Source organism: Caballeronia udeis, from assembly GCF_044909315.1.
GTDB lineage: Bacteria > Pseudomonadota > Gammaproteobacteria > Burkholderiales > Burkholderiaceae > Caballeronia > Caballeronia udeis_A.
In genome coordinates, this window is record NZ_JBIYEB010000010.1 from 174617 (window position 1) to 201026 (window position 26410).

At 61.4% G+C, this 26410-nt stretch carries 27 protein-coding genes; 11 read left to right on the forward strand and 16 right to left on the reverse strand.

Going from position 1 to position 26410, the window contains the following annotated elements:
- Window positions 1-53 precede the first annotated feature (53 nt).
- The 3 genes from ABH944_RS18210 (at window position 54) to ABH944_RS18220 (ending at window position 2900) form a co-directional block, all read left to right on the forward strand.
- On the forward strand, window positions 54-761 hold the full coding sequence (locus tag ABH944_RS18210; protein WP_404607979.1) for a response regulator: 708 nt from the start codon (window positions 54-56) through the stop codon (window positions 759-761).
- Between the two features lie 127 nt (window positions 762-888).
- Entirely contained in the window at window positions 889-1704 is an 816-nt protein-coding gene (locus tag ABH944_RS18215) for an alpha/beta hydrolase (protein WP_404607981.1), read from the forward strand.
- 74 nt (window positions 1705-1778) lie between these two features.
- Window positions 1779-2900: an ATP-binding protein gene (locus ABH944_RS18220; RefSeq protein ID WP_404608122.1), complete on the forward strand. Its 1122-nt coding sequence runs from the start codon at window positions 1779-1781 to the stop codon at window positions 2898-2900.
- 42 nt (window positions 2901-2942) lie between these two features.
- Here the strand turns inward: ABH944_RS18220 and ABH944_RS18225 are convergent, their stop codons facing one another.
- The 3 genes from ABH944_RS18225 to ABH944_RS18235 all read right to left on the reverse strand — a co-directional run bounded on the left by ABH944_RS18225 (window position 2943) and on the right by ABH944_RS18235 (window position 6806).
- Window positions 2943-5168 (reverse strand): patatin-like phospholipase family protein, encoded by a 2226-nt coding sequence (locus ABH944_RS18225; protein ID WP_404607982.1) that lies wholly within the window; start codon window positions 5166-5168, stop codon window positions 2943-2945.
- A 228-nt stretch (window positions 5169-5396) separates the two neighbouring features.
- Window positions 5397-5939, reverse strand: a complete 543-nt coding sequence (locus tag ABH944_RS18230; protein WP_404607984.1) for a DUF2867 domain-containing protein — start codon at window positions 5937-5939, stop codon at window positions 5397-5399.
- A gap of 234 nt (window positions 5940-6173) precedes the next feature.
- Complete coding sequence (locus tag ABH944_RS18235) at window positions 6174-6806, reverse strand: TetR/AcrR family transcriptional regulator (protein WP_404607986.1); 633 nt, start codon at window positions 6804-6806, stop codon at window positions 6174-6176.
- Window positions 6807-6865: 59 nt separating this feature from the next.
- Here ABH944_RS18235 and ABH944_RS18240 point away from each other — a divergent pair, with 59 nt between their 5' ends.
- Window positions 6866-8404: an FAD-dependent oxidoreductase gene (locus ABH944_RS18240; RefSeq protein WP_404607988.1), complete on the forward strand. Its 1539-nt coding sequence runs from the start codon at window positions 6866-6868 to the stop codon at window positions 8402-8404.
- 46 nt (window positions 8405-8450) lie between these two features.
- Here ABH944_RS18240 and ABH944_RS18245 read toward each other — a convergent pair whose 3' ends face one another.
- Complete coding sequence (locus ABH944_RS18245) at window positions 8451-9323, reverse strand: LysR family transcriptional regulator (protein WP_404607989.1); 873 nt, start codon at window positions 9321-9323, stop codon at window positions 8451-8453.
- A gap of 111 nt (window positions 9324-9434) precedes the next feature.
- Here ABH944_RS18245 and ABH944_RS18250 point away from each other — a divergent pair, with 111 nt between their 5' ends.
- The 4 genes from ABH944_RS18250 to ABH944_RS18265 all read left to right on the forward strand — a co-directional run bounded on the left by ABH944_RS18250 (window position 9435) and on the right by ABH944_RS18265 (window position 12394).
- Complete coding sequence (locus ABH944_RS18250) at window positions 9435-10742, forward strand: aspartate aminotransferase family protein (protein WP_404607991.1); 1308 nt, start codon at window positions 9435-9437, stop codon at window positions 10740-10742.
- A gap of 304 nt (window positions 10743-11046) precedes the next feature.
- The gene (locus tag ABH944_RS18255) at window positions 11047-11382 is read left to right on the forward strand and encodes an ArsR/SmtB family transcription factor (protein ID WP_062089455.1); all 336 of its coding nucleotides are present in this window, start codon (window positions 11047-11049) and stop codon (window positions 11380-11382) included.
- Window positions 11379-11906, forward strand: coding sequence for an SRPBCC family protein (locus ABH944_RS18260; RefSeq protein WP_404607993.1), 528 nt, complete (start codon window positions 11379-11381; stop codon window positions 11904-11906). Before ABH944_RS18255 ends, ABH944_RS18260 begins: the two co-directional genes overlap by 4 nt.
- Before the next feature lie 65 nt (window positions 11907-11971).
- Window positions 11972-12394, forward strand: coding sequence for a DUF1801 domain-containing protein (locus ABH944_RS18265; protein WP_404607995.1), 423 nt, complete (start codon window positions 11972-11974; stop codon window positions 12392-12394).
- A gap of 1 nt (window position 12395) precedes the next feature.
- On the opposite strand, the gene ABH944_RS18270 is transcribed toward ABH944_RS18265, so the two are convergent.
- On the reverse strand, window positions 12396-13433 hold the full coding sequence (locus ABH944_RS18270; RefSeq protein WP_404607996.1) for a GlxA family transcriptional regulator: 1038 nt from the start codon (window positions 13431-13433) through the stop codon (window positions 12396-12398).
- A gap of 84 nt (window positions 13434-13517) precedes the next feature.
- Here ABH944_RS18270 and ABH944_RS18275 point away from each other — a divergent pair, with 84 nt between their 5' ends.
- The gene (locus ABH944_RS18275) at window positions 13518-14072 is read left to right on the forward strand and encodes a cysteine hydrolase family protein (protein ID WP_404607997.1); all 555 of its coding nucleotides are present in this window, start codon (window positions 13518-13520) and stop codon (window positions 14070-14072) included.
- 46 nt (window positions 14073-14118) lie between these two features.
- Here ABH944_RS18275 and ABH944_RS18280 read toward each other — a convergent pair whose 3' ends face one another.
- Window positions 14119-15015: an alpha/beta fold hydrolase gene (locus ABH944_RS18280; protein ID WP_404607999.1), complete on the reverse strand. Its 897-nt coding sequence runs from the start codon at window positions 15013-15015 to the stop codon at window positions 14119-14121.
- A 310-nt stretch (window positions 15016-15325) separates the two neighbouring features.
- Between ABH944_RS18280 and ABH944_RS18285 the strand changes: the two genes are divergently transcribed.
- The gene (locus tag ABH944_RS18285; protein ID WP_404608001.1) at window positions 15326-16090 is read left to right on the forward strand and encodes an IclR family transcriptional regulator; all 765 of its coding nucleotides are present in this window, start codon (window positions 15326-15328) and stop codon (window positions 16088-16090) included.
- Here ABH944_RS18285 and ABH944_RS18290 read toward each other — a convergent pair.
- The 10 genes from ABH944_RS18290 to ABH944_RS18335 all read right to left on the reverse strand — a co-directional run bounded on the left by ABH944_RS18290 (window position 16078) and on the right by ABH944_RS18335 (window position 25650).
- Window positions 16078-16902 (reverse strand): citryl-CoA lyase, encoded by an 825-nt coding sequence (locus ABH944_RS18290; RefSeq protein ID WP_404608002.1) that lies wholly within the window; start codon window positions 16900-16902, stop codon window positions 16078-16080. The genes ABH944_RS18285 and ABH944_RS18290 overlap by 13 nt on opposite strands.
- A gap of 2 nt (window positions 16903-16904) precedes the next feature.
- Window positions 16905-18104 carry a CaiB/BaiF CoA transferase family protein gene (locus tag ABH944_RS18295; RefSeq protein ID WP_404608003.1) on the reverse strand — a complete coding sequence of 400 codons (1200 nt, stop codon included), beginning with the start codon at window positions 18102-18104 and terminating at the stop codon, window positions 16905-16907.
- Between the two features lie 15 nt (window positions 18105-18119).
- A complete protein-coding gene (locus tag ABH944_RS18300; protein WP_404608004.1) occupies window positions 18120-19553 on the reverse strand; it encodes an MFS transporter in 1434 nt (477 codons plus the stop codon).
- Window positions 19554-19746: 193 nt separating this feature from the next.
- Window positions 19747-20109 carry a c-type cytochrome gene (locus tag ABH944_RS18305; protein ID WP_404608005.1) on the reverse strand — a complete coding sequence of 121 codons (363 nt, stop codon included), beginning with the start codon at window positions 20107-20109 and terminating at the stop codon, window positions 19747-19749.
- 3 nt (window positions 20110-20112) lie between these two features.
- Window positions 20113-20436, reverse strand: coding sequence for a ribbon-helix-helix domain-containing protein (locus ABH944_RS18310; protein WP_062089465.1), 324 nt, complete (start codon window positions 20434-20436; stop codon window positions 20113-20115).
- A 66-nt stretch (window positions 20437-20502) separates the two neighbouring features.
- A complete protein-coding gene (locus ABH944_RS18315) occupies window positions 20503-22071 on the reverse strand; it encodes a GMC family oxidoreductase (RefSeq protein ID WP_404608007.1) in 1569 nt (522 codons plus the stop codon).
- Window positions 22072-22116: 45 nt separating this feature from the next.
- Window positions 22117-22749: a twin-arginine translocation signal domain-containing protein gene (locus ABH944_RS18320; RefSeq protein WP_404608008.1), complete on the reverse strand. Its 633-nt coding sequence runs from the start codon at window positions 22747-22749 to the stop codon at window positions 22117-22119.
- 41 nt (window positions 22750-22790) lie between these two features.
- Window positions 22791-23186 carry a VOC family protein gene (locus ABH944_RS18325; RefSeq protein WP_404608010.1) on the reverse strand — a complete coding sequence of 132 codons (396 nt, stop codon included), beginning with the start codon at window positions 23184-23186 and terminating at the stop codon, window positions 22791-22793.
- A gap of 584 nt (window positions 23187-23770) precedes the next feature.
- A complete protein-coding gene (locus ABH944_RS18330) occupies window positions 23771-24631 on the reverse strand; it encodes a DMT family transporter (RefSeq protein WP_404608012.1) in 861 nt (286 codons plus the stop codon).
- A 248-nt stretch (window positions 24632-24879) separates the two neighbouring features.
- Complete coding sequence (locus ABH944_RS18335; RefSeq protein WP_404608013.1) at window positions 24880-25650, reverse strand: SH3 domain-containing protein; 771 nt, start codon at window positions 25648-25650, stop codon at window positions 24880-24882.
- A gap of 259 nt (window positions 25651-25909) precedes the next feature.
- On the opposite strand from ABH944_RS18335, the gene ABH944_RS18340 reads away from it, so the two are divergent.
- A complete protein-coding gene (locus ABH944_RS18340; RefSeq protein WP_404608014.1) occupies window positions 25910-26383 on the forward strand; it encodes a GNAT family N-acetyltransferase in 474 nt (157 codons plus the stop codon).
- The last annotated feature ends 27 nt before the right edge of the window (window positions 26384-26410 follow it).

Genomic DNA, 26410 nt, shown 5'->3' on the forward strand with positions numbered 1-26410 from the left:
CCGCCGTTATGGTAGGCCGGCATCCCAACTAGTACGTCTGGAACGAACCCCTCATGCCCTTCCGGATTCTGCTCGTAGAAGACGACGACCGCCTGTCCGCGCTGGTCTCCGGCTATTTGCGCAAACATGACTACCACGTAGACGTCGTGCTTCACGGCAACGACGCGGTTCCGGCCATCCTGAAAGGCCAGCCCGACCTCGTGATCCTCGACGTCAACCTGCCGGGCAAGGACGGTTTCCAGATCTGCCGGGAGGCACGCGAGCACTTCGACGGCGTGATCATCATGGTGACCGCCCGCGACGACCAGTTCGACGAAGTGCTGGGCCTCGAATTCGGTGCGGACGACTATGTTCACAAACCAGTCGAGCCGCGGATCCTGCTGGCACGCATCAAGGCGCAACTGCGCCGCGAGACGGGGCGCGTTGCCAACGCGGCCAGCCAGCAAGACAGCTTCACGTTCGGCAAATTCGAGATCAGCCGTGCGAGCCGCAGCGTGAAACTGCCGGACGGCAGCGCGCCCGAACTGACCTCAGCCGAATTCGACCTGCTGTGGGCATTGGCGAGCTGTGCAGGCGAAGTGGTCAGCCGCGACAACCTGATGCGGCAGTTGCGCGGGCTCGAATTCGACGGCCTCGACCGCACCATCGACGGCGGCATCTCGCGGCTGCGCCGGAAATTGCACGACGATATCGGCACCCCGCAACGTATCAAGACCATCCGCGGCAAGGGGTATCAGTTCAGCAAGGGCGGGTGGGACTGAGTCAAGTAGCCGAGCAGGGAAACGCGGGACCGAATCGACAAAACTCGACAATCCCCCGTGTAACTCGACAGTCGCAGGCGCGCGGCGCGGCTAGCATCGCAGGCTCATTCTGCCAAGAGCCTGTGCCATGTCCACCCCTGCTTCACCTCCTTCAAATCACGCCGTTCTGATGATTCATGGCCTGGGCGGCACGCGTCACGACTTCGGGTCGCTCGACCGGAAGTTCGAACAGATCGGCTGCGATGTGTATCTGCCGTCGCTGCCCGGTCACGGCTCGCGCCCCGACCAGTTGAGCGGCGTGAGCCTGCGTGACTATATGCAACTGTTGAGCCGGACCTACCGGGAACTGGCGTTGCGTTATGAACGTGTCGATGTGGCCGGCATCTCGATGGGCGCATTGCTCGCGGTGATGCTGAGCGCACGCGAGCGATTGGGTAGCGGGACAGGCAGAGGCAAAGGCCGCCTGATCCTGCTGTCGCCGCTGCTTTTCCTCGACGGTTGGGCCGGGTCGCGTTTCCAGCCGTTGCGTTACCTGCTGTATTGCGTGCCGGGACTGCGCCACCTGATCCGCGTGCCGGAGGGCGAGCCGTTCGGCATCAAGAACACGCGCATCCGCAACCTGATCCGCCGGCATCTGCTCAAAGGCAGCGGCGTGCATTATCCGTACGTGCCGCTTGCCGCGATTGCCCAGGTGGACTGGATGCGTTTTGCCGTCAAGCGCGCGTTGTCGCGCGTTACGTGCGAGACGCTCGTGATGCATTCGGAAGAAGACGAAGTCACGAGCATCCGTTCCGCCGAATTCGTTTGCAAGCATCTGGGCACGCGCAATGTCACGCTGGTACGCCTGACTGACAGCTACCACATGATCACGCTCGATAACGAGCGCAACACCGTTGCCGACTACACCGTCGCGTTTGTCCAGCGCCCCGGTATGCTAACGTGAGCCGCGCGCCGGCGCGCTGGCTTGAGCGAGCGCTACTGCCCGGTTCGCCTGCTCATCTGAAGAAGTCCGTGACCATGACCTCTCCCGCGCAAAAACTGACTCCCTTCCGATACCTAAAATGGCGCTGGCTGCACTTCCGCCGTTCGTGGACCGATACGCGCGCCGACCGCATTCCGAGCTGGTCGAGACTTTTTCTGCGAGCCTATTTTCGTCTCCTTGGGCTGGTGCTGCTCGTCGCCGTGATGCTGCTGCTGGTGTTGGCGTATGTGCTGACGCCCGGTGTGGTGTGGCATGCATTCGATGTGCTGCCGGGCGGCGGTGTGTCGATGATCCTGGTCGGCTGTGCGTTGCCGGCGGTGGTCGCGTATCGCTGGATGCGGCCGGTCTGGCATGACCTCGTGATCATCCGCGAGCGCGCGAGTGATTTCACGGGCGGACGTTTCAACACGCGGGCGCAGGTGTCGCACAGTGTGATCCTCGGTCCGCTGGCGCGCATGCTCAATGCGCTCGCCGCACGCATGGAGCGCCTGATCGCCGCGCAACGCGATCTGACCAATGGCATCTCGCATGAGTTGCGCACACCGCTTGCACGTGTGCGTTTTGCGCTGGAAATACTACGTCAGCCAAGCTCGACAGCGGAGTACGACCATGCGTTGGCGAGCATTGCGCAGGACGTCACCGAGCTGGACGAACTGATCGATATGAGCCTGACTTATGCGCGGCTCGAATACAGTTCGCTGCAATCGAATCTTGAACCGACGTCGCTGGTAGCGTGGTTCAACAGCCAGTTGACCGACGCCACGCTGATGTACGCGGACAAGCAGATCGTCCCGCAGGTGGAGATCGACGAGACGGCGCAGGTCGTGATGGACAAGCGCCTGATGTCGTATGCCATGCGCAACCTGCTGCGCAACGCCAGCAAATACGCGCGCTCGCGGATCCTGGTGGGTTTATCCGTGCGCCACGGCAACGTCGAGATCTTCGTGGAAGACGATGGCACGGGGGTGCCGGAAAGCGAGCGCGAGCATATTTTCAATGCGTTCGTGCGGCTCGATCGTCATACCGCGGGCTACGGGATCGGGCTTGCGATTACCCGCCTGGTGCTGCACGCGCATCACGGCCGGATCGGCGCGACCGACCCCGTCACGTTGGCCGGTGCACGCTTCGAGTTGAGCTGGCCGGTCGGGGTTGTTTGAGGCCCGCGGGTCCCGACGATGAAACTCAAATCCAAGACTGCTTCAATAACTGTGTCCAAGCTGGAAGTAGAAGTTTCTCCTGCCACCCGGTGCAAACGCGACGCCCAGGTAGATCGGGCCAAACGAACTCGTGACGGGCGAAAAGAGCGTGACGCTGCGCTTGAGCGGGCCGCTGCCGAATTGCGCGTCGTGCACCCAGACGTTGCCGGCTTCGAGGCTCATCCCGGCATACAGGCCGCGGATAGGCAGTGCGTTGAAGGCGGCGAGCTGGTTCATGTAGGTAACTTGACCGTAGACCATCGAATTGCCGGACAACTGGTCCGCCGCATACGCCGACAGATGCTGGAAACCGCCGAGCGTAAAGCCGAGCGGATTGGTCAGGTTGGTGGTGCTGCCCAGATCGTCGCCACCTTCAATGCTCGCGTTGAAGCTGTGACGCCCGAAGCTCGCCGCGACGAGTCCCTTGCCATAGACCTCCGTGAAGTTGTCACTGCCGGCGAACAGGGAGCGCTCCACGCGCAGTTCCGTGAAATACCCCTTGCGTGCAAACAGCGGATCGTCGAGCTGATCGATCACAAGGCGTGCTCGTGCGCTGATCTGCCGCCCGGAGATGTCGTCGAACAATCGAGCGGACGGCGGGGCGGTGGGGTCGAAAATATCGAGCGGCAAGTTGTATTGCGGCGAACCGAATGCATGAGCGTAGGCAACGCCGATACGGAAGTCGCCGAGCGTGGCCAGCGGCAGGCCGAAGTCAAGGCCGGCGCGTTCGGTCTGCAGAGAGTATTGCGTCAGCTTGGTGTCGCCGGTGTCGTCGTAGACGTTCGCGTAGCGGCGCTGGAATTCCAGATAGGGCGCGATGTAGTAACCGGCGGCATTCGACAAAGGCTGCCGCAACTCGGCGTGAATTTGCGTCAGGTCGCTGCCGACCGTTGCATCAATGCGCCCCTCCAGCCCCGACGAAGTCAGCCATGGCCGCCGATAACCCCCATGCATCCGGAAGCCGCCGGCGTCGGTGGAACTGCTCGACAAGCCGAGCCCGAACAGCAGGAAGTTGGGGCCCCAGTATTTGTCGCGGGCATCGATCACGAGCGTGTGTTCATCGCCGTTCTCGACGAGCTGCTGCGTGATGCTTTCAAAGTCTCCAGCGGTCGTGAGCGCCAGCAGATCCTTGTTGAGCGTCTTTGGATCGTAGATGTCGCCGGGTTTCACGTGCAACGCGTCACGGATGCGGCCCTTCGGCACGGCGCCCCGCGACTCGATCTCGATCCGGGTAATGCGCACAGGCTTCGTTCCCGGCATTGCGTGCGACGCACGATACGCCGCGTACTGCTCGGGCGACAGCGCGAGATGCCGCAGTTTCGGCAGCGCGGCAATTGCTGCCGCCTCCCCCGCGGCAATCGCCTGAGGGGCATTGGCGAAATCCGTAAAGCTCAGCGAGCCGAGCGCCGGTTCGATCAGCACGTCGCCCGCACCCAGTTGCTCGCGTTGGCGTGCGACGTTCTGGTGAATCAGGATGCCGATCATCTGCTGCATCACATCCGTAGGCGAAGCCAGCGCGTCAAGTCGCCGCAGCGGCGAGCCGATATCAACCGCGATCACCACGTTCGCACCCATCGAGCGGGCGGTTTCGATCGGCAGGTTGCTGACGAGGCCGCCGTCGACCAGGGTGCGGCCGTCCACCTCGGCCGGCGAGAACAAGCCGGGCAGCGCCATGCTGGCGCGAATGGCTTGCGGCAAAGAACCGTGATCGAGCACGACCATCTGCCCGGTCTGCAGGTCGGTGGCGATGGCCCGGAACGGAATGGGCAGTCCGTTGAACGACACGTTGCCGGGGATAGCCGAGGTCCAGTCCTGCAGCAGTGCCTGCAGCCGGTTACCTTGTACGAGGCCGGTCGGCAGCCGGAAGCCGTGCGTGCCGAAGCCGAACGACAGGCTGTTCACATACAGATGCTCGTCTTCGCGTTGCGATTGCGGCAGGTCGGCGCGGGCGGTGACGTCGAAGGCGACATCGGCGAGGTTGATTTGTGCGAGGCGGTTCTGCATGTCCTGCGCGGTCATGCCGCTCGCATACAGTCCACCGACCACGGAACCCATGCTGGTTGCCGCGATGCAGTCAACCGGAATGCGGTTCTCCTCGAGCACCTTCAATACGCCGAGGTGCGCATAACCGCGTGCGCCGCCGCCCGAGAGCACGAGACCGATAGCGGGACGATTAGCCGGACCGGAGTCGGCCAGACACGCAGGAGCAGCGGCAGCGGCGGGACGCACGCAGGCAGCAGGCCAATTGCCAACAGCGTAGCGGCATGGAGCAGGCGTTGGGCTGCAGAGCGGGATTGGCCGCCGGTCGTTATAGTCAGGATTTTTTTGCTCGCCAAGGCCCGCATCGTCTACTTCAGGACAGGAAGAAGACCGAGAGGTTACATGGTTTCGGACGTCCGAAAGCGGATCTTGTGACGCGAGCGGCGATGTGCCGCGAAGCGGCAAGCGCGAGCTGGTTCAGGAGGCAGTGGGCCAGCCAATGCGCGCGGCGCGGCGCATGCTTGATCGAACCACCATTTCGTGGAACGGCGCGATGAGCAGAATGTAGGTGCGTCCCAAAAGATTGTGGCATCGCACGACAGTCGATACCGTCAGATAGCGCCCGCCGCCTTCCGCCTCTTCCCTGGCTCCCTGGAACACCGACAGCCTGAAATCGAGATGCTTGTCGTCTTCGCCGAGGACGATCTCGTCGACCGTGCGCTCGTAGATCCTGAAAAAGGAAACATGCTTGTCACGCTCGGAGCGCGCGGACTCCTCCAGGCGCTTCGATGTCTTGAGGCCAAACCCGGCAACGAGCGCGTCCCGTACTCGCAAGAGTTTTCCAATCCATGCGGCCTGGTGCGAAAACATGAACCGGGCGAGTAGTTCGGGGTCGGTGGTTGCGTTGTCCGGCAAGCGGATGGTGTAGGCGTCGGCAAGGTTCGGATGTGCGTACATCTGCGCTACATGCGAGCTGGCCGGCAATGCGACGGCGGTCACGGACACAGTTGGATTTTCCATGAGTCAAGCGGCTCCGAGGTGATGGCCCGGGCATGAGTTAACCGCGAGCTTTGTTTGCGACTGTACACCCGCCCTGTATGTCTCCGTTGACGCGGCGGCGCTCTACTTTCGCATGCGAACGAAATAACGGATGCGTTGCGGTACGCGCCCGTGGATCAGGCGCTCGCTGCAGATTCGCGCGCGAGCAGCTTGCTTCAGCGATAGTCAATATTCCGGCGTGATTCCGCTGATTGCTCAAGCGTAGGGCGTGCCTGCCATTGCGGCTTCCAGGGCCGCGGTTCCCTTATCGACAATGGCGAGAAAGACGGCTTTCGCTTCCTCTGTATCCCGACTCTGCCGAAAGGTGTGGTGAGCCTGGATGAAGGCCACGGTCCACGTTGCCAGGAGCAGACCAGCCGCCAGATGGGCGGCGGGGTCGGCAGGTTCTCGCCCTGCGCATTCGGATAACGCCACCATGACGACTTGCGCGAGTTCGTCACGTATCGCCCTGGCCCGGGCCTTGAGCGTTTCGCTGCCCTCGATCGTCTCTATGAAGCCCTGGCTCACCGCAGAAAATTCGACGAACGGGCTTCGTTCCGAAACCAGCCGGTGAGCGAGCAGACGCAGGGTCTCGATCGGAGCGACGCGAGGATCGCGCTCCCGCAAAGCTTCGCGCAGGATCTCGCGCCCCTCCTCGTCGCGATCAAAGAACATGTCCTCTTTGCGGGGAAAGTGGTTGAAGACTGTCATCCGTCCGACGTCGGCGGCTGCCGCGATTTCGTCCACCGTGACTTGATCGAAACCCCGCTCGAGGAAGAGGCGTGTAGCGGCATTGGAGATGCCCTGCCGGGTGGCGAGGCGCTTACGGGATCGGAGATCAGTTGGCATTGACATGCCGTCATTTTATAGGATAGTTTATGTACTGAGTACACATTGGGATTCAGTATATGAATCAAGTGATTGATGTTGTTGTTGTGGGCGCCGGGCCGGTCGGACTCCTGAGCGCCATCGAACTGACTTTGGGCGGCCTACGCGTCGTCGTGCTGGAGCGCCTGAGTGCTCCGAGCATGGTAGCAAAGGCGTTGGGGATCGGAGTGCTGGGAAGCGAAGCGTTGCAGCGTCGCGGGATGGCCCCGGACATTGCCGTTGCAGAAGAGCGCACCTTCGCGGCCATGAAGAAGTTCGCCGAGCAGAACGGACCGGACGTGCGGGGTCGAGGGTCCAGGTTCAGTGGCCATTTCGCCGGCCTGTCTCTTATCCGAAAGGACGCGCAGAAAGAGCCGCAACGGAGTCCCCACCCGGTGGATCAGCACGCCGTGGAAGCCATGCTGGCCGGCCGCGCCCGCGCTCTTGGGATCGAGGTGCGCCGCGGGTGTGATGTCACCGGTTTCGTCCAGCAGGAAGGCGGCGTCGACGTGGAGTGGACTTCTCCTGCGGGCGAGGGCCATATGCGCGCCTCCTACCTGGTTGGTTGCGACGGAGGGCGCAGTGCGATCCGCAAGATGGCCGGTTTTGAGTTCCCCGGCACGGATCCAGGCATGACGATGTACCAGACGGTCGCCGAGATCGACCATCCCGAACGCCTGTTGCCTGTCGGTTGGCATCGCACATCGGGGGGCGTGTTTTCCTACGGGCCGTTTCCGGGTCGATTGTTCTTGCTGGACTTCAGCGGTCCGCCCGAAGACCGGGAGGCTCCGGTCACACGCGAGGAGATCGAAGAGGTACTGCGCCGCGTCAGTGGAGCGGATGTCCGTGTGGACGCGCTGACAAGCGGGAGCCGATGGACGGACAACACGCGGCTTGTGGATACCTATCGCCGGGGCAGGGTGCTGCTTGCCGGCGATGCGGCGCATGTCCACTCGCCGTTTGGCGGTCAGGGCCTGAGCCTCGGGCTTGTGGATGCGGCAAACCTCGGCTGGAAGCTCGCTGCGGTCATTCGGGGCGAGAAGCCCGACAGCCTGCTCGATACCTACACGGCCGAGCGGCGGCCCGTCGCCCACGCCGTTCTGGCGAACACGCTTGCCCAGATGGCCATCATGCGGCCCGATCCGCAGTCGGGTGCGATGCGGGATCTCGTGGCGAACCTCATGCAACTCGATGACGTCAATCGGCTCATTGGAGGGATGATGAGCGGCGTTGCCACCCGTTACGATCTCGGGTCGGATCTGGACGACATTGGACGGCTGATTGGCGACAAGCCGATCCGCCACGGCGATGCCGACGTCTCGCTCTACGATGTCATGCAGGATGGCATGGGCGTTTTTCTCGATGCCTCAACCGAGGGGAGGGCTTCAAGGCTCGTTGCGGCCAGCACGCAGAGGATACGTTGCGTCACCACTAATACAGGGCCTTCGATGCTGATCCGTCCCGATGCCTGCGTTGCCTGGGCTGGTGAGGGGAACAGCATGGACGGATTGGAGGAAGCGCTCCGCCGCTGGTTCATCCCGACACTGGACGACGGGTCCATGGTGCGATCCGGACAGTGATCATTCCCGGTCGCGTCAACCGGATTCGCCGGATGGCCGGAATACCTCAGGGCGCAAGCGGCGACATCGTTCTCAAGGTACGGATCATAAGATCCTTCACATTCTCCACAAGAAGCGAATCGACCGTACCCGAGTACGAAACAACAGCAATGCCAACATGCGGAAGCGGCGGCAGCATTTCTCCAACCGGCATGATTCGCAAATCCGCAGGAACCGCTCCTCTCGTCAGCACGGCGACGGCAATGCCTGCTCTCACGATGGCCAGCAGCCCATCCTTGCTGACGCTCTCATATGCCACGCGGTAGCTGACATTGGCAGCGTCGAGCGCACGCCGCGCCGCCTGATGGTCCAGCGTTTCGGGAACTGACAAGGCTATTTGAAGGGGGCCGTCGCTTGGGGCGAAGAAGTCTTGCGATGCGATCCACACCAGGTCCTCCCAGCGGATCAGCCGTTCGAGGTTGCCCTCCGGGTCGAGCGATATCAATGCCACATCGAGACGGCGTGCATCGAGCATTTTCTCGAGCAAGGGCGTAGGCGCACACACGACTTCCAGTGCGACCCGCGGATGCTGCGTCGCTATCGCGCGTAGCACGACCGGAAGGAACTCGGTGCAATAGTCCTCCGGGCACCCGAGCCGGATGGAGCCGGTGAGCCCACGGCCGGTCACGTCGACCAGCGCTTCGTCGTGTGCCCGGACCAGCCTTCGGGCGTGCGCCAGGAGCCGGTCTCCACGTGACGTCAGCTCAACACCGCGTGCGGTACGCACCAGCACCGCGCCACCGACGATCTCTTCGATCCTCTTGAGCTGCATGCTGATCGCGGATTGCGTGCGGCCAACTTCCGCCGCTGCGCGCGTGAGCGATCCGGCATCCGCTATTGCCACGAAGGTCCTGAGCAAATCGAAATCCAGCTGCAACATGATGGCATCAGCTCCTTGAATGGCACGCATCACAACTATTCATTTCCACCCGCCGGCGTGGTTCGCTTACATTGATCTTCGGCACGCCCGCCTTCCACTCTGGACACCGTCATGTCAGCACAAACCGATCTGGACTTCTGGTCAAACGCTCAGCGGCACCTGATCCGCTACGGCGGTACATTCTCGCCCGTCATAATCGAGCGTGCCAGCGGCAGCCATGTCTACGATTCCACGGGCCGCGCGATACTCGACTTCACCTCTGGACAGATGAGCGCCATACTCGGTCACTCTCATCCGGAAATAGCCGAAGTCATCGCCGAGAGCGCGCGTAATCTCACCCATCTTTTCAGCGGGATGCTCTCGCGCCCGGTAGTGGACCTCGCAACCCGCCTTGCCGGTATCGCACCGAAAGGACTTGAACGCTCCTTGCTGCTCAGCACCGGTGGAGAAGCCAACGAAGCAGCGATCAAGCTGGCAAAGCTCGTCACCGGCCGACACGAGATCATCAGCTTCGCTCAATCGTGGCACGGCATGACGGGCGGTGCAGCTTCGGCCACTTACAGCGCCGGGCGCAAGGGTTACGGTCCGGCCGCCGTGGGGTCCTTTGCCATTCCTGCGCCCTATCCGTACCGGCCACGATTCGAACGCAACGGTGCCTATGATTGGGAGGCTGAACTCGACTATGCATTCGACCTGATCGACAGGCAGTCTTGCGGCAGCCTCGCGGCGTTCATTGCTGAGCCAATCCTGAGCTCGGGTGGCCTGATTGAACTGCCGCACGGATATATGCGCGCACTAAAAGCGAAGTGTGCCGAGCGCGAAATGCTGCTGATCGTGGACGAAGCCCAGACCGGCATGGGCAGGACCGGAACCCTGTTCGCGTGCGAGCACGACGGCGTGGTGCCCGACATCCTGACCTTGTCCAAAACGCTTGGCGCGGGCCTTCCGCTGGCTGCCGTGCTGACGACCCAGGAAATCGAGAATCAGGCACATGAACGCGGGTTCCTTTTCTATACGACGCACGTGTCGGACCCGATGCCGGCAGCGGTCGGTCTCAAGGTCATCGAGGTCATAGAGAGGGATGGCCTGGTTGAACGCGCCGGTGAAATGGGCACCCGTTTGCGCGACGGTCTGGAGAGCCTTCAAAGCCGCTTCGATTGCATAGGCGATGTGCGCGGACGCGGGTTGATGCTCGGGATCGAAATCGTCGGCAACAGATCGACAAAGACCGCAGCCCCGGCGCTTTCCGCTGCAATTACACGTCGCTGCCTCGGACTGGGCTTGCACATGAATATTGTTCAGTTACCCGGACTTGGAGACGTCTTCCGCCTCGCTCCGCCGCTGACCATTGCCGAGGCTGAGATCGACAGGGGGTTATCGATCATTGAGCAAGCTATAGAGGAAAGCGTGAGCATGTGACACGCAATGGCATGAAGCCCGCGTGCGAAATGAGTCGTTCGGTCAGTCGCAAACGATTCGACTCCCCCCGGACGGGCCTGCGCACCGTCGCATTGGCGAACGGTTCGCTAAACTCGCGTTCGGCCGCGGTGGCCCGTTTTCCGACGAAGGTCAAACACCATAAGGGTCGGCAAGGTTCCGCGAAAGGACACTTGAGCGGAACGTGCGAATGGGCCTTGATGGATGGCTTTCTCCTGTCGCTCAATGGTGCCCCTTACATGCGTGTGGCTTGACACGTATATGCTTGATCGAGTATATACGTGGAATGGAATCAACATTTGCCGTCATCGCCGAACCGAGCCGCCGCGCCATCCTGAGTCTGCTTGCATCCTCCGAGCAGTCCGTGGGTGATATCGAGGAGAAACTGAACCTCCCGCAGCCCTCGGTTTCAAAACATCTGCGAGTCCTTCGCGAGGCCGGATTCGTGGAGTCGCGCGTTGACGCACAGCGGCGTCTATACCGGATCAAACCGGAACCTCTCATGGAGATAGACGCCTGGCTCGCTCCGTTCCGCCAATTCTGGTCGGTCCACGTCGACGCTCTCGAACGCCACCTCGACCAGACGAATCCTGTACCGCGCCGAAAGGGGAAAAAACGATGAGCAACCGCGACGAATACCTGCCGGGTCCTGCCGCCGGCGCCGAAGTCCGAAAGGACGGGGACAAGTGGACACTCATTCTGGTCCGCGAGTTGCGTCATCCGCCCGAGAAAGTGTGGAAAGCGTTGACCGACCCGGCCAGCCTGCGTGAATGGGCGCCGTTCGATGCCGACCGGAGTCTCGCGGCTGTCGGCCCGGTCAAGCTTTCGACAGTCGGAACGCCGACGCCGCAAATTTCGGAGACGCAGGTGACGCGCGCCGACGCGCCGACCCTGCTCGAGTACCGCTGGGGTGACAACGACATGCGGTGGCAACTCGAGCCGCTCGGCAACGGCACGCGTCTTACGCTCTGGCATAACATCGATCGCGGCTTTATATCGATGGGTGCGGCCGGCTGGCACATCTGCCTGGATGTGCTCGACCGGTTCGTGGCCGGGGACTCCATCGGGCGTATTGTCGGTGGCGAAGCAATGAAATTCGGCTGGCCGCGCTTGAACACCGAGTATGCGAAGCAGTTTGGTATCTGAACCCGGGGCGCAGTGAAAGGCTTGCTCCAAAATCTGGAAGGGTCTTGAAGTTTCAGGAGGAGAATATGAAAAAGCAGGGTTTGAGCGAGGGCGAGTCCGCGTCCGAGTTGATCGACAAAAGAATCACCGATCTCGGGGACTGGCGCGGGGAGACGTTGAGCAGGATGCGCGAGCTCATCAAGGAGGCTGACCCGGACGTTGTGGAGGAGTGGAAGTGGATGGGCACTCCCGTCTGGTCACACGACGGGATCATCTGCACCGGCGAGTCCTACAAGTCGGTCGTGAAGCTGACCTTCGCCAAGGGGGCTTCGTTGGATGACCCGGCCAAGCTCTTCAACTCGAGCCTCGACGGGAACACAAGGCGCGCGATCGACATCCATGAGGGGGAGGAGCTCGACTCGGGCAAGTTCAAGGCGCTTATCCGTGCGGCGATCGCCCTGAATACATCCGCTGCCAAGGCAAAGACAAAGGCAAAGCGAGCAAAGTAGGTCACACCTCCTCTGCCTGCAGAGTTGGCGAAGTACCTTGGCCTTGGCTTTGCACTCGAAAGCGTCTTCTGTAGTCCCCTGGGGATAGCCCGGTGAGCTTGATGAAGACTTTTCGGAATGACCCGACATCCTCGTAACCGACTTTCCAGGCGACCTGATCGAACGACTGTTGGCTCGTTTCGAGCATCTCACGCGCTTTGCCGACCCGAAGATGCTGGCAATATTCCGTCGGGCGAAGACCGGTCGCTTTCTGGAATCGACGAAGAAATGTCCTCTCCTCCAACCCGGCGCGCTGAGCCATTGAAGCGATTGTGGGATGGTGGGCACTGTCCTGTTGTAACCAGTGCTGCACTTCAAGAATTGTTTTGTCGCCGTGATTGAGTTTCGGGGAGAAGGCGCTGTAGTAGCGTTGCTCGCGTCCCGGGGGATCGACCAAAAGAAAACGCGCAGTCTCCACTATGGCTGCAGAACCGAGCAGACGGTCGACTATCCTGAGCCCCAGGTCGGGCCATGCCATCAAGCCGCCGGCGGTAAGAATGTCGCCATCATCAATCAGGAGTTTGTCCGCATCGACGCGGATTTCCGGAAAGCGCTCGGCAAGGTGCTGCGCCTGCGACCAATGCGTTGTCGCTGCGCGCTTCGCGAGCAGGCCGGTCTGAGCAAGAAGGAATGTCCCGACACAAACGGACGCCAGCACTGCGCCTCTCGCATGACAGTCTTTCAGCCATTGCACGATCGGGGCGAAAGCATCGCCGATGGGCAGCCCCCCGAGCGAGGGCGGAACAATCACGAAATCAGGTGCGCTATCTGCCCGCGGCGGAGAAGAGCTGCCGGCATCAAACTGAACGTGGCTTACCCTGAGCACCGGGTGTTCAATACCTTTTGATCGCTGAAATAAGCGCTCAGCAATCTGGAATAAGTCCGTTAGCCCATGAACGGCGGCAAGCTGGCTCCCCGGATAGATCAGCAACGCTATTTCGACGGGGGCTGTTTTCTTTGCCATTGTCAGTTTTACCTCGTTTTTTGTCAGTCCTGCCAATTCGCTAATCCACCGCGCAAGCTTACTCTTGAGTCTCGGAGAACGATCGCGTCTCTCATCAATACCCGTCATCAATATCAGGAGATGGACATGACCAAGCGTGCACTTATCGTCGTAGACCTGCAGAACGATTATTTCCCGGAAGGGAAATGGACGTTGACTGGCATCGAGGCCGCTGCCGCCAACGCGGCGCGACTTCTTCAATCCGCACGTGCTGCCGGGCATCTCGTCGTGCACGTCCGCCACGAGTCCCCGAAGAGCGATGCAGCGTTTTTCGTTGCTGGTTCCGAAGGTGCCGCGATCGCTCCGCAAGTGATCAACAAGGAAGGGGAGCGCGTCGTCTTGAAGCATCAAATCAATGCCTTTCGTGACACCGATCTCAAGAATATCCTGGACACCAACGGTATAGAAGAAGTGGTTATTGCCGGAGCAATGAGCCACATGTGCGTGGACGCGATCACGCGGGCGGCTGTGGACTTTGGCTACAAGGCGACGGTCATACATGACGCCGTCGCTACGCTCGACATGGAATTCGGCGGCGTTAAAGTGCCAGCCGCCCACGTGCATGCGGCCTTCATGGCAGCGCTTGGCTTCGCCTATGCAACCATGTTGTCCACGGACGAATACATCAACGCTTAGTTCGGGTTGCATATCCGTCTCGCTCACCTGCAAGCCATCCAGGCAGTCACTCGCCGCGCAGATGCGCGATAACCAGATCCGCCACTGCGCCGGGTGCTTCGCGAGGCGGGAAGTGCCCCACGCCGCCCAGCACCACTCGCCTGTACCCGCCGGTGAAATGGGCTTCCATCCCTTCCGATGAAACCGGCTCATCGCAGAAATCGGCGCCGCCCTGGATCATCAGCGTGGGTGTGGAAAGCTGGTCGATGGTCGCCAGTTTCTCCCGCAGCACGGCATACGCCGGATCCGATGCCTCGCCGTCACGCCAGCGCCGACGATAAGCGTTGAGCGTGACAGGCACCCAGTCGGGGTTATCGAAGGCGGCTGCGGTGCGGGCGAATTCTGCGTCATCGAACCAGCCGGGCGGCGACCATGTTTCCCATTGCAGACGCGCGAAACCTTTGGGGTCGGCGGCGACCGCTGCGGGAGCGGCATCGAGCGCCATGAACCATTGATACCAATGTTTTCGCGCTTGCGAAAAGTGCGGTAATGCGAACGCGCCCTTCGGCTGGAACGCCAGCGCGAGTGCAGCGATGCGTCGAATGCGCCCGGGAAACAGCGCCGCCAGCGTGTAGGCCGTGCGTCCACCCCAGTCATGGCCGACGACATCGAAACGATTGATTCCCAGGACATCGGCCAGATCGATCACGTCTTGCGCGAGCGCCACCCCGGAACCGTCGCGCACCGTGTCCGCCGACAAAAAGCGCGTGTTGCCGGCGCCGCGCAAGTCCGGAACAATCGTTCGAAAACCGGCTGCGACGAGGCGTTCCGCCACGGGCGTCCAGGCTCGCGCAGCGTCGGGCCAGCCGTGCACCAGCAGGACCGGCGGCCCGTCGGCGGGTCCTGACGCGGTGTATGCAATCTCGAGTTTAGGTGTGCGCGCCAGCAGGTTCCGATCGTCCATCAGCGTTCTCCAGGAGCGTGGCCAGTTACGTTCGACATATAAATGCTGCCACGTATTCCAGAGCCGCGCATGAGGGTGTACAACCAAAAAAAGCAACTAACGATCTGGCCGCCGCGCGCCCATGAGTTTGTCGTTTGCTTGTCGCCCGATCAAAGCGCTTTCGAGATTCATCAAACGACGTTCCGCAGACCTGGGGGGTTTTCGGCTTCCATATAAACCGTATGAGACGCGCCCGGCATCGCGTAAAATTTCCCCTTCGATACCAACACAGGACGAGACGCGGCGCTAACGTCGTCAACGTCGCTTAACCATGCAAACGCCCGAGATCCGACCTGGCCCGAAAGAGAGCGAAGGCGTTGCCGTCATCGACCGTGCTTGCGCGATCCTGTTCGCGTTCAAACCTGACGATGGGTCGTTGACGCTCGCCGAACTCGCGGCCCGAACCGGGCTCTACAAAAGCACGCTGCTCCGGTTGGCGGGCGCGCTGATCCAGCACCGCTTGCTGCTGCGTCTCGACGACGGCCGCTATCAGCTCGGCCCGGCCACCTTCATGCTCGGCGCGCTGTATCAACGCAGCTTGAATCTCGGCGACATCGTCGTCCCGCTGATGTGCGAGCTTGCCGAAATCAGCGGCGAAAGCGTGTCGTTCTATGTTCGCGACGAAGCGGTGCGTGTGTGCTTGCATCGTGTGGACTCGACGCATGCGGTGCGTTATCACGTTCGCGAGGGCGACGTGCTGCCGTTGGAAAGCGGTTCGGGCGGTTTGGCGTTGCTGGCGTTCGGCGGGGCTGAAGGCGAAGTGTTCCAGCGCATTCGGGACGACTTTTACTGCGTCTCCATGGGCGAACGTGACCGCGAGACAGCCGGGATTTCGATGCCCGTTTTCGGCGTGCGTCAGACTGTGCGCGGTGTGCTCACGCTGGCCGGTCCGAGTTCACGAATCGATCAGGCGTTCGTCGAGCGAAACATCGGCGCGTTGTTCGATTGCGCTGCGCGTGCAACCGACGCGCTCGGCGGCGACGCGCGCGCGTTGCGCAACGCACAACGGCACGCGGCCGAGGTTCAGGGCAAATGACGCTCGGGTTTGCCGGTGTATTTGTAGGCCATCTGACGCGGCATCGGGCCTTTATTGCGTTCGTTGCGCCCACGTTGTTCCCAAGCGTGCGACAAGATCCCGACCGCACGCGATAAGCAAAACACCCCGCGCGCCAACTCCGGCGCGAAGCCGAGTTCCGCATAGATCACGGCCGTTGCGCCGTCGATGTTCATTGGCACCGGCTTGTTTTTCCGCTGCTTCAGCAAGGCTTCAATACCACGCGCAACAGCGGCGTAGCGTCCGCTGATCGCGCCTTGTCCGACACTGGCATCAACTAGTGCAAGCAGCTTGACCGCACGCGGATCGACAGGATGAAAGCGATGGCCGAAGCCCGGCAGATACTTGCCCTTCGTTTCGATAAACGTGTCCACGCCTTGCGCGACGGCATCGCTCAACGCGGTGCCCGCATCTTCCAGTGCGACGATCAAATCGTATAGTTCGACCGCTTGCTGGCCCGCGCCGCCGTGGACATCGTCGAGCGCATTGATCGCCGACGCCATCGCGCCGTTCAACGGCAAACCGCAACTCGTCGCCATGCGCGAGATGGCGATGGACGGCGCGTGCGGCCCATGGTCCACCGATGCGACGAGCGCCGCTTCAAACAAGCTCGCCTGTGCCTTATCCGGCAATTCGCCACGCAGCATCAGCCAGATCATCTGCGGGAAACTGATCGCGCCGATCAGCTCCTGAATCGGAAAGCCACGGACGTTGATCGATCCCGGATGGATATCGATGATCGATGTGCTCCAGTAATCCGCGGCAAGCGTAGCGGCGTCAAATGTTTGCGTCATGGTCAGATCACTCCCTCGGCGCGTAGTTCGTCGATCTGTGTGTCGTCGAAACCGAGCGTTGCAAGATGTTCGCGCGTGTTGGCGGACAACGCCGGCGCGGGGGTGGGGGGCGCGGTGTCGGCATCGGAGAAACGGAAACCTGCGCGGGTGACACGCTGCCGCGCGATGGCGTCGTCGCCGTTGAACTCATGCACGAATTCACGCGATACCAGGTGCGGATGCGCGAGGATCTCGGGCACAGACATCACGCGTCCTGCCGGCACACCAGCCTCGGTGAACTTCGCATCCCAATTCATTGCGCTGTCGGTGGCCAACGCCGTTTCAATCTCGGCTTTCAATGCCGCGCGATTCACCTTGCGTATATTGCGCTCGGAAAAGCGCGGGTCATCAGGGAGATCCGGCCGCCCGATCAACCGGCACAAACTCACGAACTGCTTCGTTTCGTTCGCCGCGATGTTCAGCAAACCATCGCCCGTCCTGAACGTACCCGAGGGAGCCGCGGTGAAGTTTTCGTTGCCCATCGGCGCGGGGGTGACGCCGGCGTTCAGGTAGTTCGACACGACCCAGCCCATGGTCGAGAGCGTGGCTTCGAGCATCGATACATCGAGCATCCGGCCACGACCGTTCGCGCGGGCATCGACCAGCGCCGCGCAAATGCCGAATGCGGCAGTCAGTCCGCCGATCGTATCCGAGACCGGATAACCCACGCGTAACGGCGCGCTTTCCGCATCGCCGGTCACGCTCATCACGCCGGAAATGCCCTGGATGATCTGGTCGTACGCCGGGCGCCCGGAAAATTCGCCATCCTTGCCAAATCCTGAGATCGCGCAATAGATGAGCTTTGGATTGATCGCGCTCAGGTTCTCGTAGCCAAGATCCAACCGACTCATCACGCCGGGCCGGAAGTTCTCCACGAGCACGTCCGCTGTCTTCACGAGTGAACGCAGGATCTCTTTCCCACGCGGATCTTTCAGGTTCAGCGTGATCGATTGCTTGCCTGCATTGACGGCCACGAACGACGTACCCATGTCGCGCGCGGACGCGTCTTTATCGGCGCCCAGGCGCCTTGCCAGATCGCCGCCTTCCGGATGCTCGACCTTGACCACTTCCGCGCCGAGCAGCGCGAGTTGATACGCGCAGAACGGCCCGGCCAATACATTCGATAAATCCAGCACCCGCACGCCAGCTAATGGAAGCGTCATGTCAGAACCCCAGGTTCATTGCGAAATTTCATCGAGATTGCGGTTGTTGGTGCGCGGCCCGAAGATGCCGATCGCGCCCATCACCATCACCATCGAGACGCTGATCAAGGCGAACACGCCGGTCACTTCGAAGTGGCGCAGCGCGAACGCGATCATGAAGCCGGAAAACATGGCTGAAAGACGAGAGATGGAATACACGAAACCCACGGCGCGAGCGCGCAGGCGCGTGGGGAACAGCTCGGTCTGATATGCGTGATAGCCCACGGAGAGCAAGGTGCCGCAGAGCGTGATCAGCACGCCGAGGATCATCAGCATGACCGGCGAGGTCTGGGTGGCGAACAAGCTGCCGAAGACCACGATCCCGAACGCCGACAGCACGATCAGCGTTTTCCGTTCAATCCGGTCGGCAATCGCCATCCCGATCAGCGGTCCAAACGGATTCGAGATAGCGATGACAAACGAGTACAGCAAGCTGTGCGTGATCGTGACGCCTTTGGATACGAGCAACGTAGGCACCCAGGACGCGAAGCCGTAGAACCCGATCGCCTGGAAGAAGTTGAAGACGAGCATGGTGATGGCGCGCTTGCGATACGGCGGCTGCCAGATCTCGCGGAACGCGGCTTTCGTGGTCGCTGGTTCGACCGTTGCAACGGGTGTCGGCAATGCGCGTCCGTATTGCGCGGCCACTTTTGCCTCGAGCGCTTGCAGCACCTTCTCCGCTTCCGCCGCGCGGCCTTGCTGCGCCAGCCAGCGGGGACTTTCCGGCACACGCCGGCGGATCGCCCAGACCACGATCGCCCCCAATGCGCCGATGATCACCACCCAGCGCCACCCGTCCAGGCCGAACGGCTTTTGCGGCACGAGCCACCACGCGAGAAACGCGACCGAGGGCACCGCCGAATATTGAACCAGGTGCACGAACGCGAACGCGCGGCCACGCAGATGTTTGGGGACGAGTTCGCTGACGTAGGTATCGATAGTCACGAGCTCCACGCCCACGCCAATGCCTGCAATCAACCGCCACAGGTTGATCGCGGGCGCGGTGGTTTGCAGCGCCATGATCAGCGTTGCCGCTGAATACCACAGCAAGGAGACAGTGAAGACTGTGCGACGGCCGTATTTATCGGCGAGACCCGCGAGGAAGAACGTGCCGATGAACAGACCCGCAAACGACGCCGCCACGAACGCGCCGAGTCCCGAGACGCCGAAGAAGGAGGCGGTGGTCGTGGAATAGAGACCGCTCTTGACGAGGCCGGGGCCGACATAGGCGGTGAAAAACAGGTCATAGAACTCAAACCAGCCGCCTATGGACAGCAGGAACACCACCATCCAGACGGAACGCGTTGCCGGCAGCCGGTCGATGCGCGCATTGACGCCGAACGTTGTATCGCCCGCGCCGGTGCTTGAATTAGGCGACCCGTGTGTCGCATCGATTGGCAGGCTTGCCATTGAACCCTCCTATGGGCATCTCGTCTCGTGTCGTTCTGTCAGATAGAGCGACGTTCTATTTAACGGTGACGCGAGAGTAGTGCGGGAGGAGATCGTGGGAAATAAGGGGTTTTACCTAGGCGGGGGAGGATTACCGCGCGCTGCATGGGGAGGGCAGCGCGCTCGGGCCCGGATTCCGGCTTGATGAGCCGGCTTACTTGTCGGGCGCGCCGGCGAGAATCCACGCGATGACGGTATGCAGGTCGGCGTCGCTGATATTCGGGTTAGGTGGCATGGGGACCTCTCCCCAGACGAAGGCGCCGCCATTGCGGACCTTGGTGAAGAGCTTGTCCGGTGCGCTGGCGTCCCCGTGGTACTTCTTTGCAATCTCGCGATACGCCGGGCCGACCACCTGCGAGTCCACGGCATGACAGGAGAGGCAGTTGTTCTTCTGCACGATCGACAAGGCAGCCGCTGCGTCCGGCGCTGCCTGTGCCGCCGCCGGCAGCACGCATGCCGCTAACAGTGCGCCACAAGACCATTTGGCCCATCTATGTCCGGTCATCGGTTTTGTCATGGGTCAGCCCGCCACCTTGTCAGTCGCCGTCGCTGCCACGTGGTTGCGAAAATCCATCGATGCATTCGCCCTCAGCCCTTGATATCGAAGACAGGTGACGCGCAGGAACGACGCAAAATTCGTCGTTTCGCCCAGATGCTGCGTGACTTCCTCATGCAACTTGGCAATGAGCTGGTTGGTCGTCATGTCGTTGTCCGCGGCGAGTTCGGATAACGTCTGCCAGAAGAGGTTTTCCAGCCGGATGGTCGTCGTCACGCCGCTGATACGCACCGAGCGCGCGCGGCATTCATAGAGAATCGGATCGGTTTGAGCGTAGATCCTGCACATGGACAGCTCCTCACAATGAAGAAGGAACCGCCGGCCGGCGGTTCCTGAGGTTCCTTTCGCAAGCCCCTATATGCTACGGCGTTTCATCTGATCCGCAATGTATTCCGATTGCCGGATCGCCAGCGTCACGATCGTCAGCGTCGGATTCTCCGCAGCGCTGGTCGTGAACTGACTGCCGTCCGAGATGAAGAGGTTCGGCACGTCGAAGGTCTGGCCGTGCTTGTTGCAGACACCGTCACGCGATTTCGCGCTCATCCGGCAAGTGCCGAGGTTGTGCGTGGACGGGTAGGGTGGCGTGCGCAGCGTCTTCACCGCCCCGGCCGCGACATAGATGGCCTCGCCTTGCTTGAACGCATGATCGCGCATGGCGTTGTCATTTGGATGATCGTCGTAGTGAACGTTCGCTACCGGCAATCCGACCTGATCCTTGACGTCGTGATTCAGCGTGACGCGGTTGGTCTCGCGCGGCATGTCCTCGCCGACGATCCACATCCCGGCAGTATTTGCGTAGTTATCCATATAGTAGGTAAAGTCCGATCCCCATGCGCCCGGATCGAAGAACGCGGCGGCGAATGGCAAGCCGAGCGAGATGGTTTCCATTTCGTAGCCGCCGGCAAAACCGCGTTTCGGATTGAATTCGGCTTCGTCCGTGACGATCCCGGCCATCACCGTGCCACGATAAAAATGCACCGGTTCCTTGAACACGCCGAACACCGAGCCCGTGGTATGCCGCATGTAATTGCGGCCCACCTGGCCTGAGCTGTTCGCCAGGCCGTCCGGGTGCTTCGAGGATTCAGAGAGCAGTAAAAGCCTCGGTGTTTCTATCGAGTTTCCCGCAACGCAAACCACGCGTGCACGCTGACGCTGCTGCTTGCCGTCGGCATCCATGTAGACCACGCTGCTCGCTTTGCCGGCCGCATTAGTTTCGATACGCATCACATGCGATTCCGGCCGTAGATCGAGCCTGCCCGTAGCTTCGGCTGCGGGGATCTCAGTATAGAGCGTGGACCATTTCGCACCCGACTTGCAGCCCTGGAAGCAGAAGCCGAGCTGCATGCAGCGGCCGCGTCCGGCGCGCGGGCGGCTGTTGATCGCCATGTGGCCGGTGCTGCAGTTCTTGTAGCCGACCTTTGTCGCGCCGTCGTACAGGATCTTGAAGTTGTTGTTGCCCGGCAGACCGGGAATGCCGTTCGTGCGCGTGACGCCCATCTTGTCTTCGGCGCGTGCGTAGTAGGGTTCGAGATCGGCGAGCGTGATCGGCCAGTCGAGCAGGTTCGCCTGGTCGATGGAACCGTAGGTCGTGCGCGCCTTGAACTCATGCTCATGAAACCGCAGCGACGCGCCCGCCCAATGGGTCGTCGTGCCGCCCACGGTCTTGCAGATCCACGCCGGCAGTTCCGGGAAGTCCTTGGCGACGCGCCAGTTGCCTGACGTGGTGCGTTTGTCGGTCCAGGCGAGTTGCCCGAAGGACTTCCATTCGTCGTTTATAAAGGTGGCCGACGACTGGCGCTTGCCTGCCTCCAGCACGACCACTTTCACGCCTTTCTGACATAACTCGTTCGCCAGCGTCCCGCCGCCCGCGCCCGAACCGACGATCACGACAACGGAGTCGTCGTTGTAGTCGAACTTAGCCATGCTTGCCTCCTCGGCAGTATCGGATGTGTGCCTGTATTCCGGCTATCAGGCAACCGGCGGACTCGCGTCGGCGGGCGGATTGGGCAACCAGGTCAGGTCGTTGAAGCCGCGATACACGTAGCCGCCCTTGCTGAACGCTTCGCCTTCGTAGCCGAAATGGGCAAACGCCAACTCGTTGTTGTAGAGCGAGGTGATGCACTGGCCGCGCACGAGCTGGACGAACGGATCGTTCTGGTTCGCTTCCACAATGGCGGTTCGCTGCGCGTCCGGGAGGCTTGCTGTGTCGTTCCATTTGCCGGACGCCGCGTCGTTCAGCTTGGCCACGCCGGTCTTGATGACCTCGATGGTCTTCGGGTCCGTGGCTTTTGCATCCACGTCCTTGGCCGCGAGTGCGTAGACCGCGTCCGGCAGCGTCTTGTGCGGATAGAGCGTGCGCGCGAGCACCATGATGGCGTCGGCCTGCTTCTGATCGATATGGGTGAGTTCCACCGCCCACGCGCGGCTTGGCGCAAGCAGGGCGATCGGGGTGCCTGCCACCAGCAAACCGGACAGCACCACGGAACCTTGGAGGAAGCGCCGGCGGCTCACGCGCGCAGACGATACAGCAGGGATTGCGTCGTCCGCCGGTCCCGTGAAGGTCTCGGCGGCGACTACGGCAATGGGGATTGCCTTGGGCATGATTTGTCTCCTTTTATATTGTGTGCAGCGCCAACGTCAGTTCATATGTAGTGGCCCTCCCTGGACAGCACTTCGATCTTGTAGCCATCGGGATCAGTGATGAAGAAAAAGCGCGCGGCGATGGCGCCGTTGTGGGTCAGCGATTTCAGGTCGCCGGGTTGCAGGCCCTGGCTTAGCAGACGGGCACGGAAGGATTCGATGTCATCGACCGCGAATGCCACGTGGCCGTAGCCTGTGCCATGCGTGTAAGCGGTGGTTGTGCCTTTGTTCAAGGTGAGCTCGATCTCGGCGCCACTCTCAGGATCGCGGAGATAAACAAGCGTGAACGTATCGAAGTCAAGGCGATGCGACTCGCGCATGCCGAACACGTCGCGATAGAACGCGATGGAGGGATCCAACGCCTGAACGCGGATCATCAAGTGGAGGAATTTGATCATGCCGGGACTCGTGTCATAGCGTCGCTTCAGTATGCAACGTTGACAGAAAAGAGGGTAATAGCGGGCTATTACTGCGGGGGAGTTTGCTCGGGTGAAACACCTAGGGCGGTGGTTTTTCGCTCGCGCCGGTGGACGGAGTTGGGAGGGGTTCGTGGTCGGGGTTCGGGCTGCGTTGCCAGGTTCTAGCGTCAGCGGTCTGAGTCAATGCCGGGTTGCTGCTTTCGGCGTTAGCGGTCTGCCTGAGTCGGATATTCTCTTTATCACTATTAGCCACTGTGCGTGGCGGCACCCGTCATTTCTTTGTCCAAAGCGACAAAGAAACGAAGCAAAGAAAACGCTTTAACCGCTCTACCCTAAGTGTCCACAGCGTGCAGTTTTAATTCATTGGTGCCCCAAAAGCACGGTGCTCGCCAGAGCGAAGGATGTGTGAAACCCTCCTTCTCCGAACACGGATACCCACACGCTTCGCCACCAGTGACTGAACCCGCCCAAGGACCACCCCGCGCTATCCGCGTAAAACCAATCTTCATAGCTACGTGAACGTAACAAGCCCTTTTGGGCCGCCGGTCACGTTCGGTTTATCGTCAAGCCTTTCTCGGTTTCACGCTTGACGTCGACCAAGTCGCAAGCGCCACTCCCGCCACCGCAAACACCATCGCACCCCACGCCAGCGGCGGCATGACTTCATTCAACAACATCCACGAAAGCACCGCCGCAACCGGCGGGATAAAGAAGAACAACGACGCAATCCTAGACGCCTGCCCCGCACGAACCAACGCAAGCAACAACGTAATCGCAATCAGCGAGTTGCCAATCACCAGGTAACCCAGCGCAGCGATAAACGTCCCCGTCCATTCCACATGAACGTCTTCCAATAACAGCGCCAGCGGCCCACAGAACACCAACCCAACGGAGTACTGAATCAGGTTCGCCGTCACCGGATGCTGCCCAACGCCAAACCGCTTTTCATAAAGCAACGCAGCCGTCATTCCAATCAACGCGACAATCGAGAGCAACAATCCCGACATCGAATGCACCGATAAACTCGATCTGGCAACAATGACACCCGTTGCCCCAATTAACCCAAGCCCCAACCCGAGCCATTGCCGCACACCCACGCGCTCACCCACAAGCCGTGGCGCCAACGCGGCCACCAGCACCGGCTGCAACGACACAATCACCGCCACCACACCCGCCGAAGCCCCCGCCTTGAACGCAAGGTAACTCATGCCGAAATAGATAACCTGCACAAGGAATCCCACCACGCACGCATGCATCCAGTCAGCACGGCTTTTCGGCAGAGCAGGCCGGGTAATGATGAAGAGCGGGATAAGCACACAAATCGAACATCCATAACGCAACGCCAACAGCGTCAGCGGCGGCGCGTATCCGACAGCAATCTTCGCCACCGAAAACCCCCCGGACCACAGCAGCACAAAAGCCATTTTGGCAGCAAAAGTCTTAAGGCTCGTATGTTGCGTCGAAGCATTGGCTTGCAGCATTGTCCTGGCTCAAGTGTTCTGCGATCCCGCGTTGCACGGGCAGCTTTTTTATCGATGCTTCAGACGCCCGCAGAAGCGGACGCCTGATCGGGAAGACGACTCTTCAAAACGAACGACGCGAGCGCATGCGGCGCGAAACCCGTCATGTTGCTGCCATCGCCTGCAGTGGTGCCGCCGGCGAAAGACCCCGGTTAGCGCGGCTGCTGCTGATTGTTCCCGCCGCCGTGGCCACCTTGGTTGCCCCCACCGTGGCCACCACCGCCATTGCCACCTCCGCCGCCACGATTCGGTGGCGGTCCCGAAGGGCGCCCACCGCCGCCGGGTTGCCCCGGAGGACGACCACCCGCGCCCTGACCCGGAGGACGACCGCCCGCGCCCTGACCCGGAGGACGGCCACCCGCGCCTTGCCCCGGTGGCGGTCCTCCCGGACGGCCACCCGCGCCCTGACCCGGCGGTGGTCCGGGAGGACGCCCGCCGCCGCCATGGCCAGGCTGCGGTCCAGAAGGGGGACGTCCGCCATAACCGGGCGGACGGCCGGGACCGCGTCCGGGCGGCGGACGATTCGCCCAATGCGATTGCTGGTTGTACCAAGGGCGGCCGCGGTAATAACTACCCCAGTACGCACCGATGGAAAACGTCACGATAGGTAAGCCGATCGTAGGCCCGTAAGTCAGGATGGGTACATTGCCGCCCTGATACGGATAGCTAAGACGCCCCGCGTAAACCCAGCCGCGCAAGTTGGGCACCACCACGTCGCACCATGAATAGCCGCTGATGCAACCCATGACGGTGACCGGTACACCGCCCGGCAATTGAGTCACGATCGGATAGTCGCCCGCAGGTCCGGCGCGCATGTTGACCGGGCTATTCGTGTACGCCTGTTGCTGCGCGAACGTCACACCCGGCAACGCCAGCAACCCCGCAAATCCAATACAACCCCATTGAAGCAATTGTTTTCGCATATGGCCTCTTGTCGTGAGAGCGCAGCGCCCGGTACTTGTCAGCGACCGTCCCCGTCATAGCGTCATCGACCCCGAAACCCGGCAGCCGGACTCATTAAGCAAGTATGGAGTTCGTTCGCCATGGAGTCTATGCCGGTGAAACCCGGCAGAACAGGAAATTTGGATAAACTTGAATCCGCCTCCGATGATGCGCTGCACCCAGAGTTCACCCAACCGCAGCCACCTGCAGCAGGAATCACGCCGCAAGCGCGGGACGACAATGACACCTGACACGACCATTACGCGGATTACCGCGCTGCCGCCCGAGTTGGACACGCTCGAGGTCTTGGCCGCGTCGGAAGGCTTCAACTTCATGGCACGGTTACTTGCCGAATGGCGGAGCGGCGCGAACCGGTTCGACAAACCTGGGGAGTGCCTGCTCGGCGCGTTCGAGGAAAGGAGAATGATCGGTATCGGTGGCCTGACGATCGACCCCTATCTTCCGGCGGCCGATGCGGGACGGCTGCGGCGCCTCTACGTAGCACCTTCCGCGCGGCGGCGCGGGATTGGCGGAGCACTGGTCGACGCGCTTCTCCGGCATGCATCCGGACGGTTCCGCCTCGTTCGTTTGACGACCGACACGCAAGCCGGCGCCGACTTCTACCTGCGATGCGGTTTTTCTCAAGTAGACGATGACTCGGCCACGCACGCGAAGCCGCTCACCTGGACCGCTCCCGGTACGATGTACAGATGAAAGAGATGTGTCGCAGCTTGAACGGCG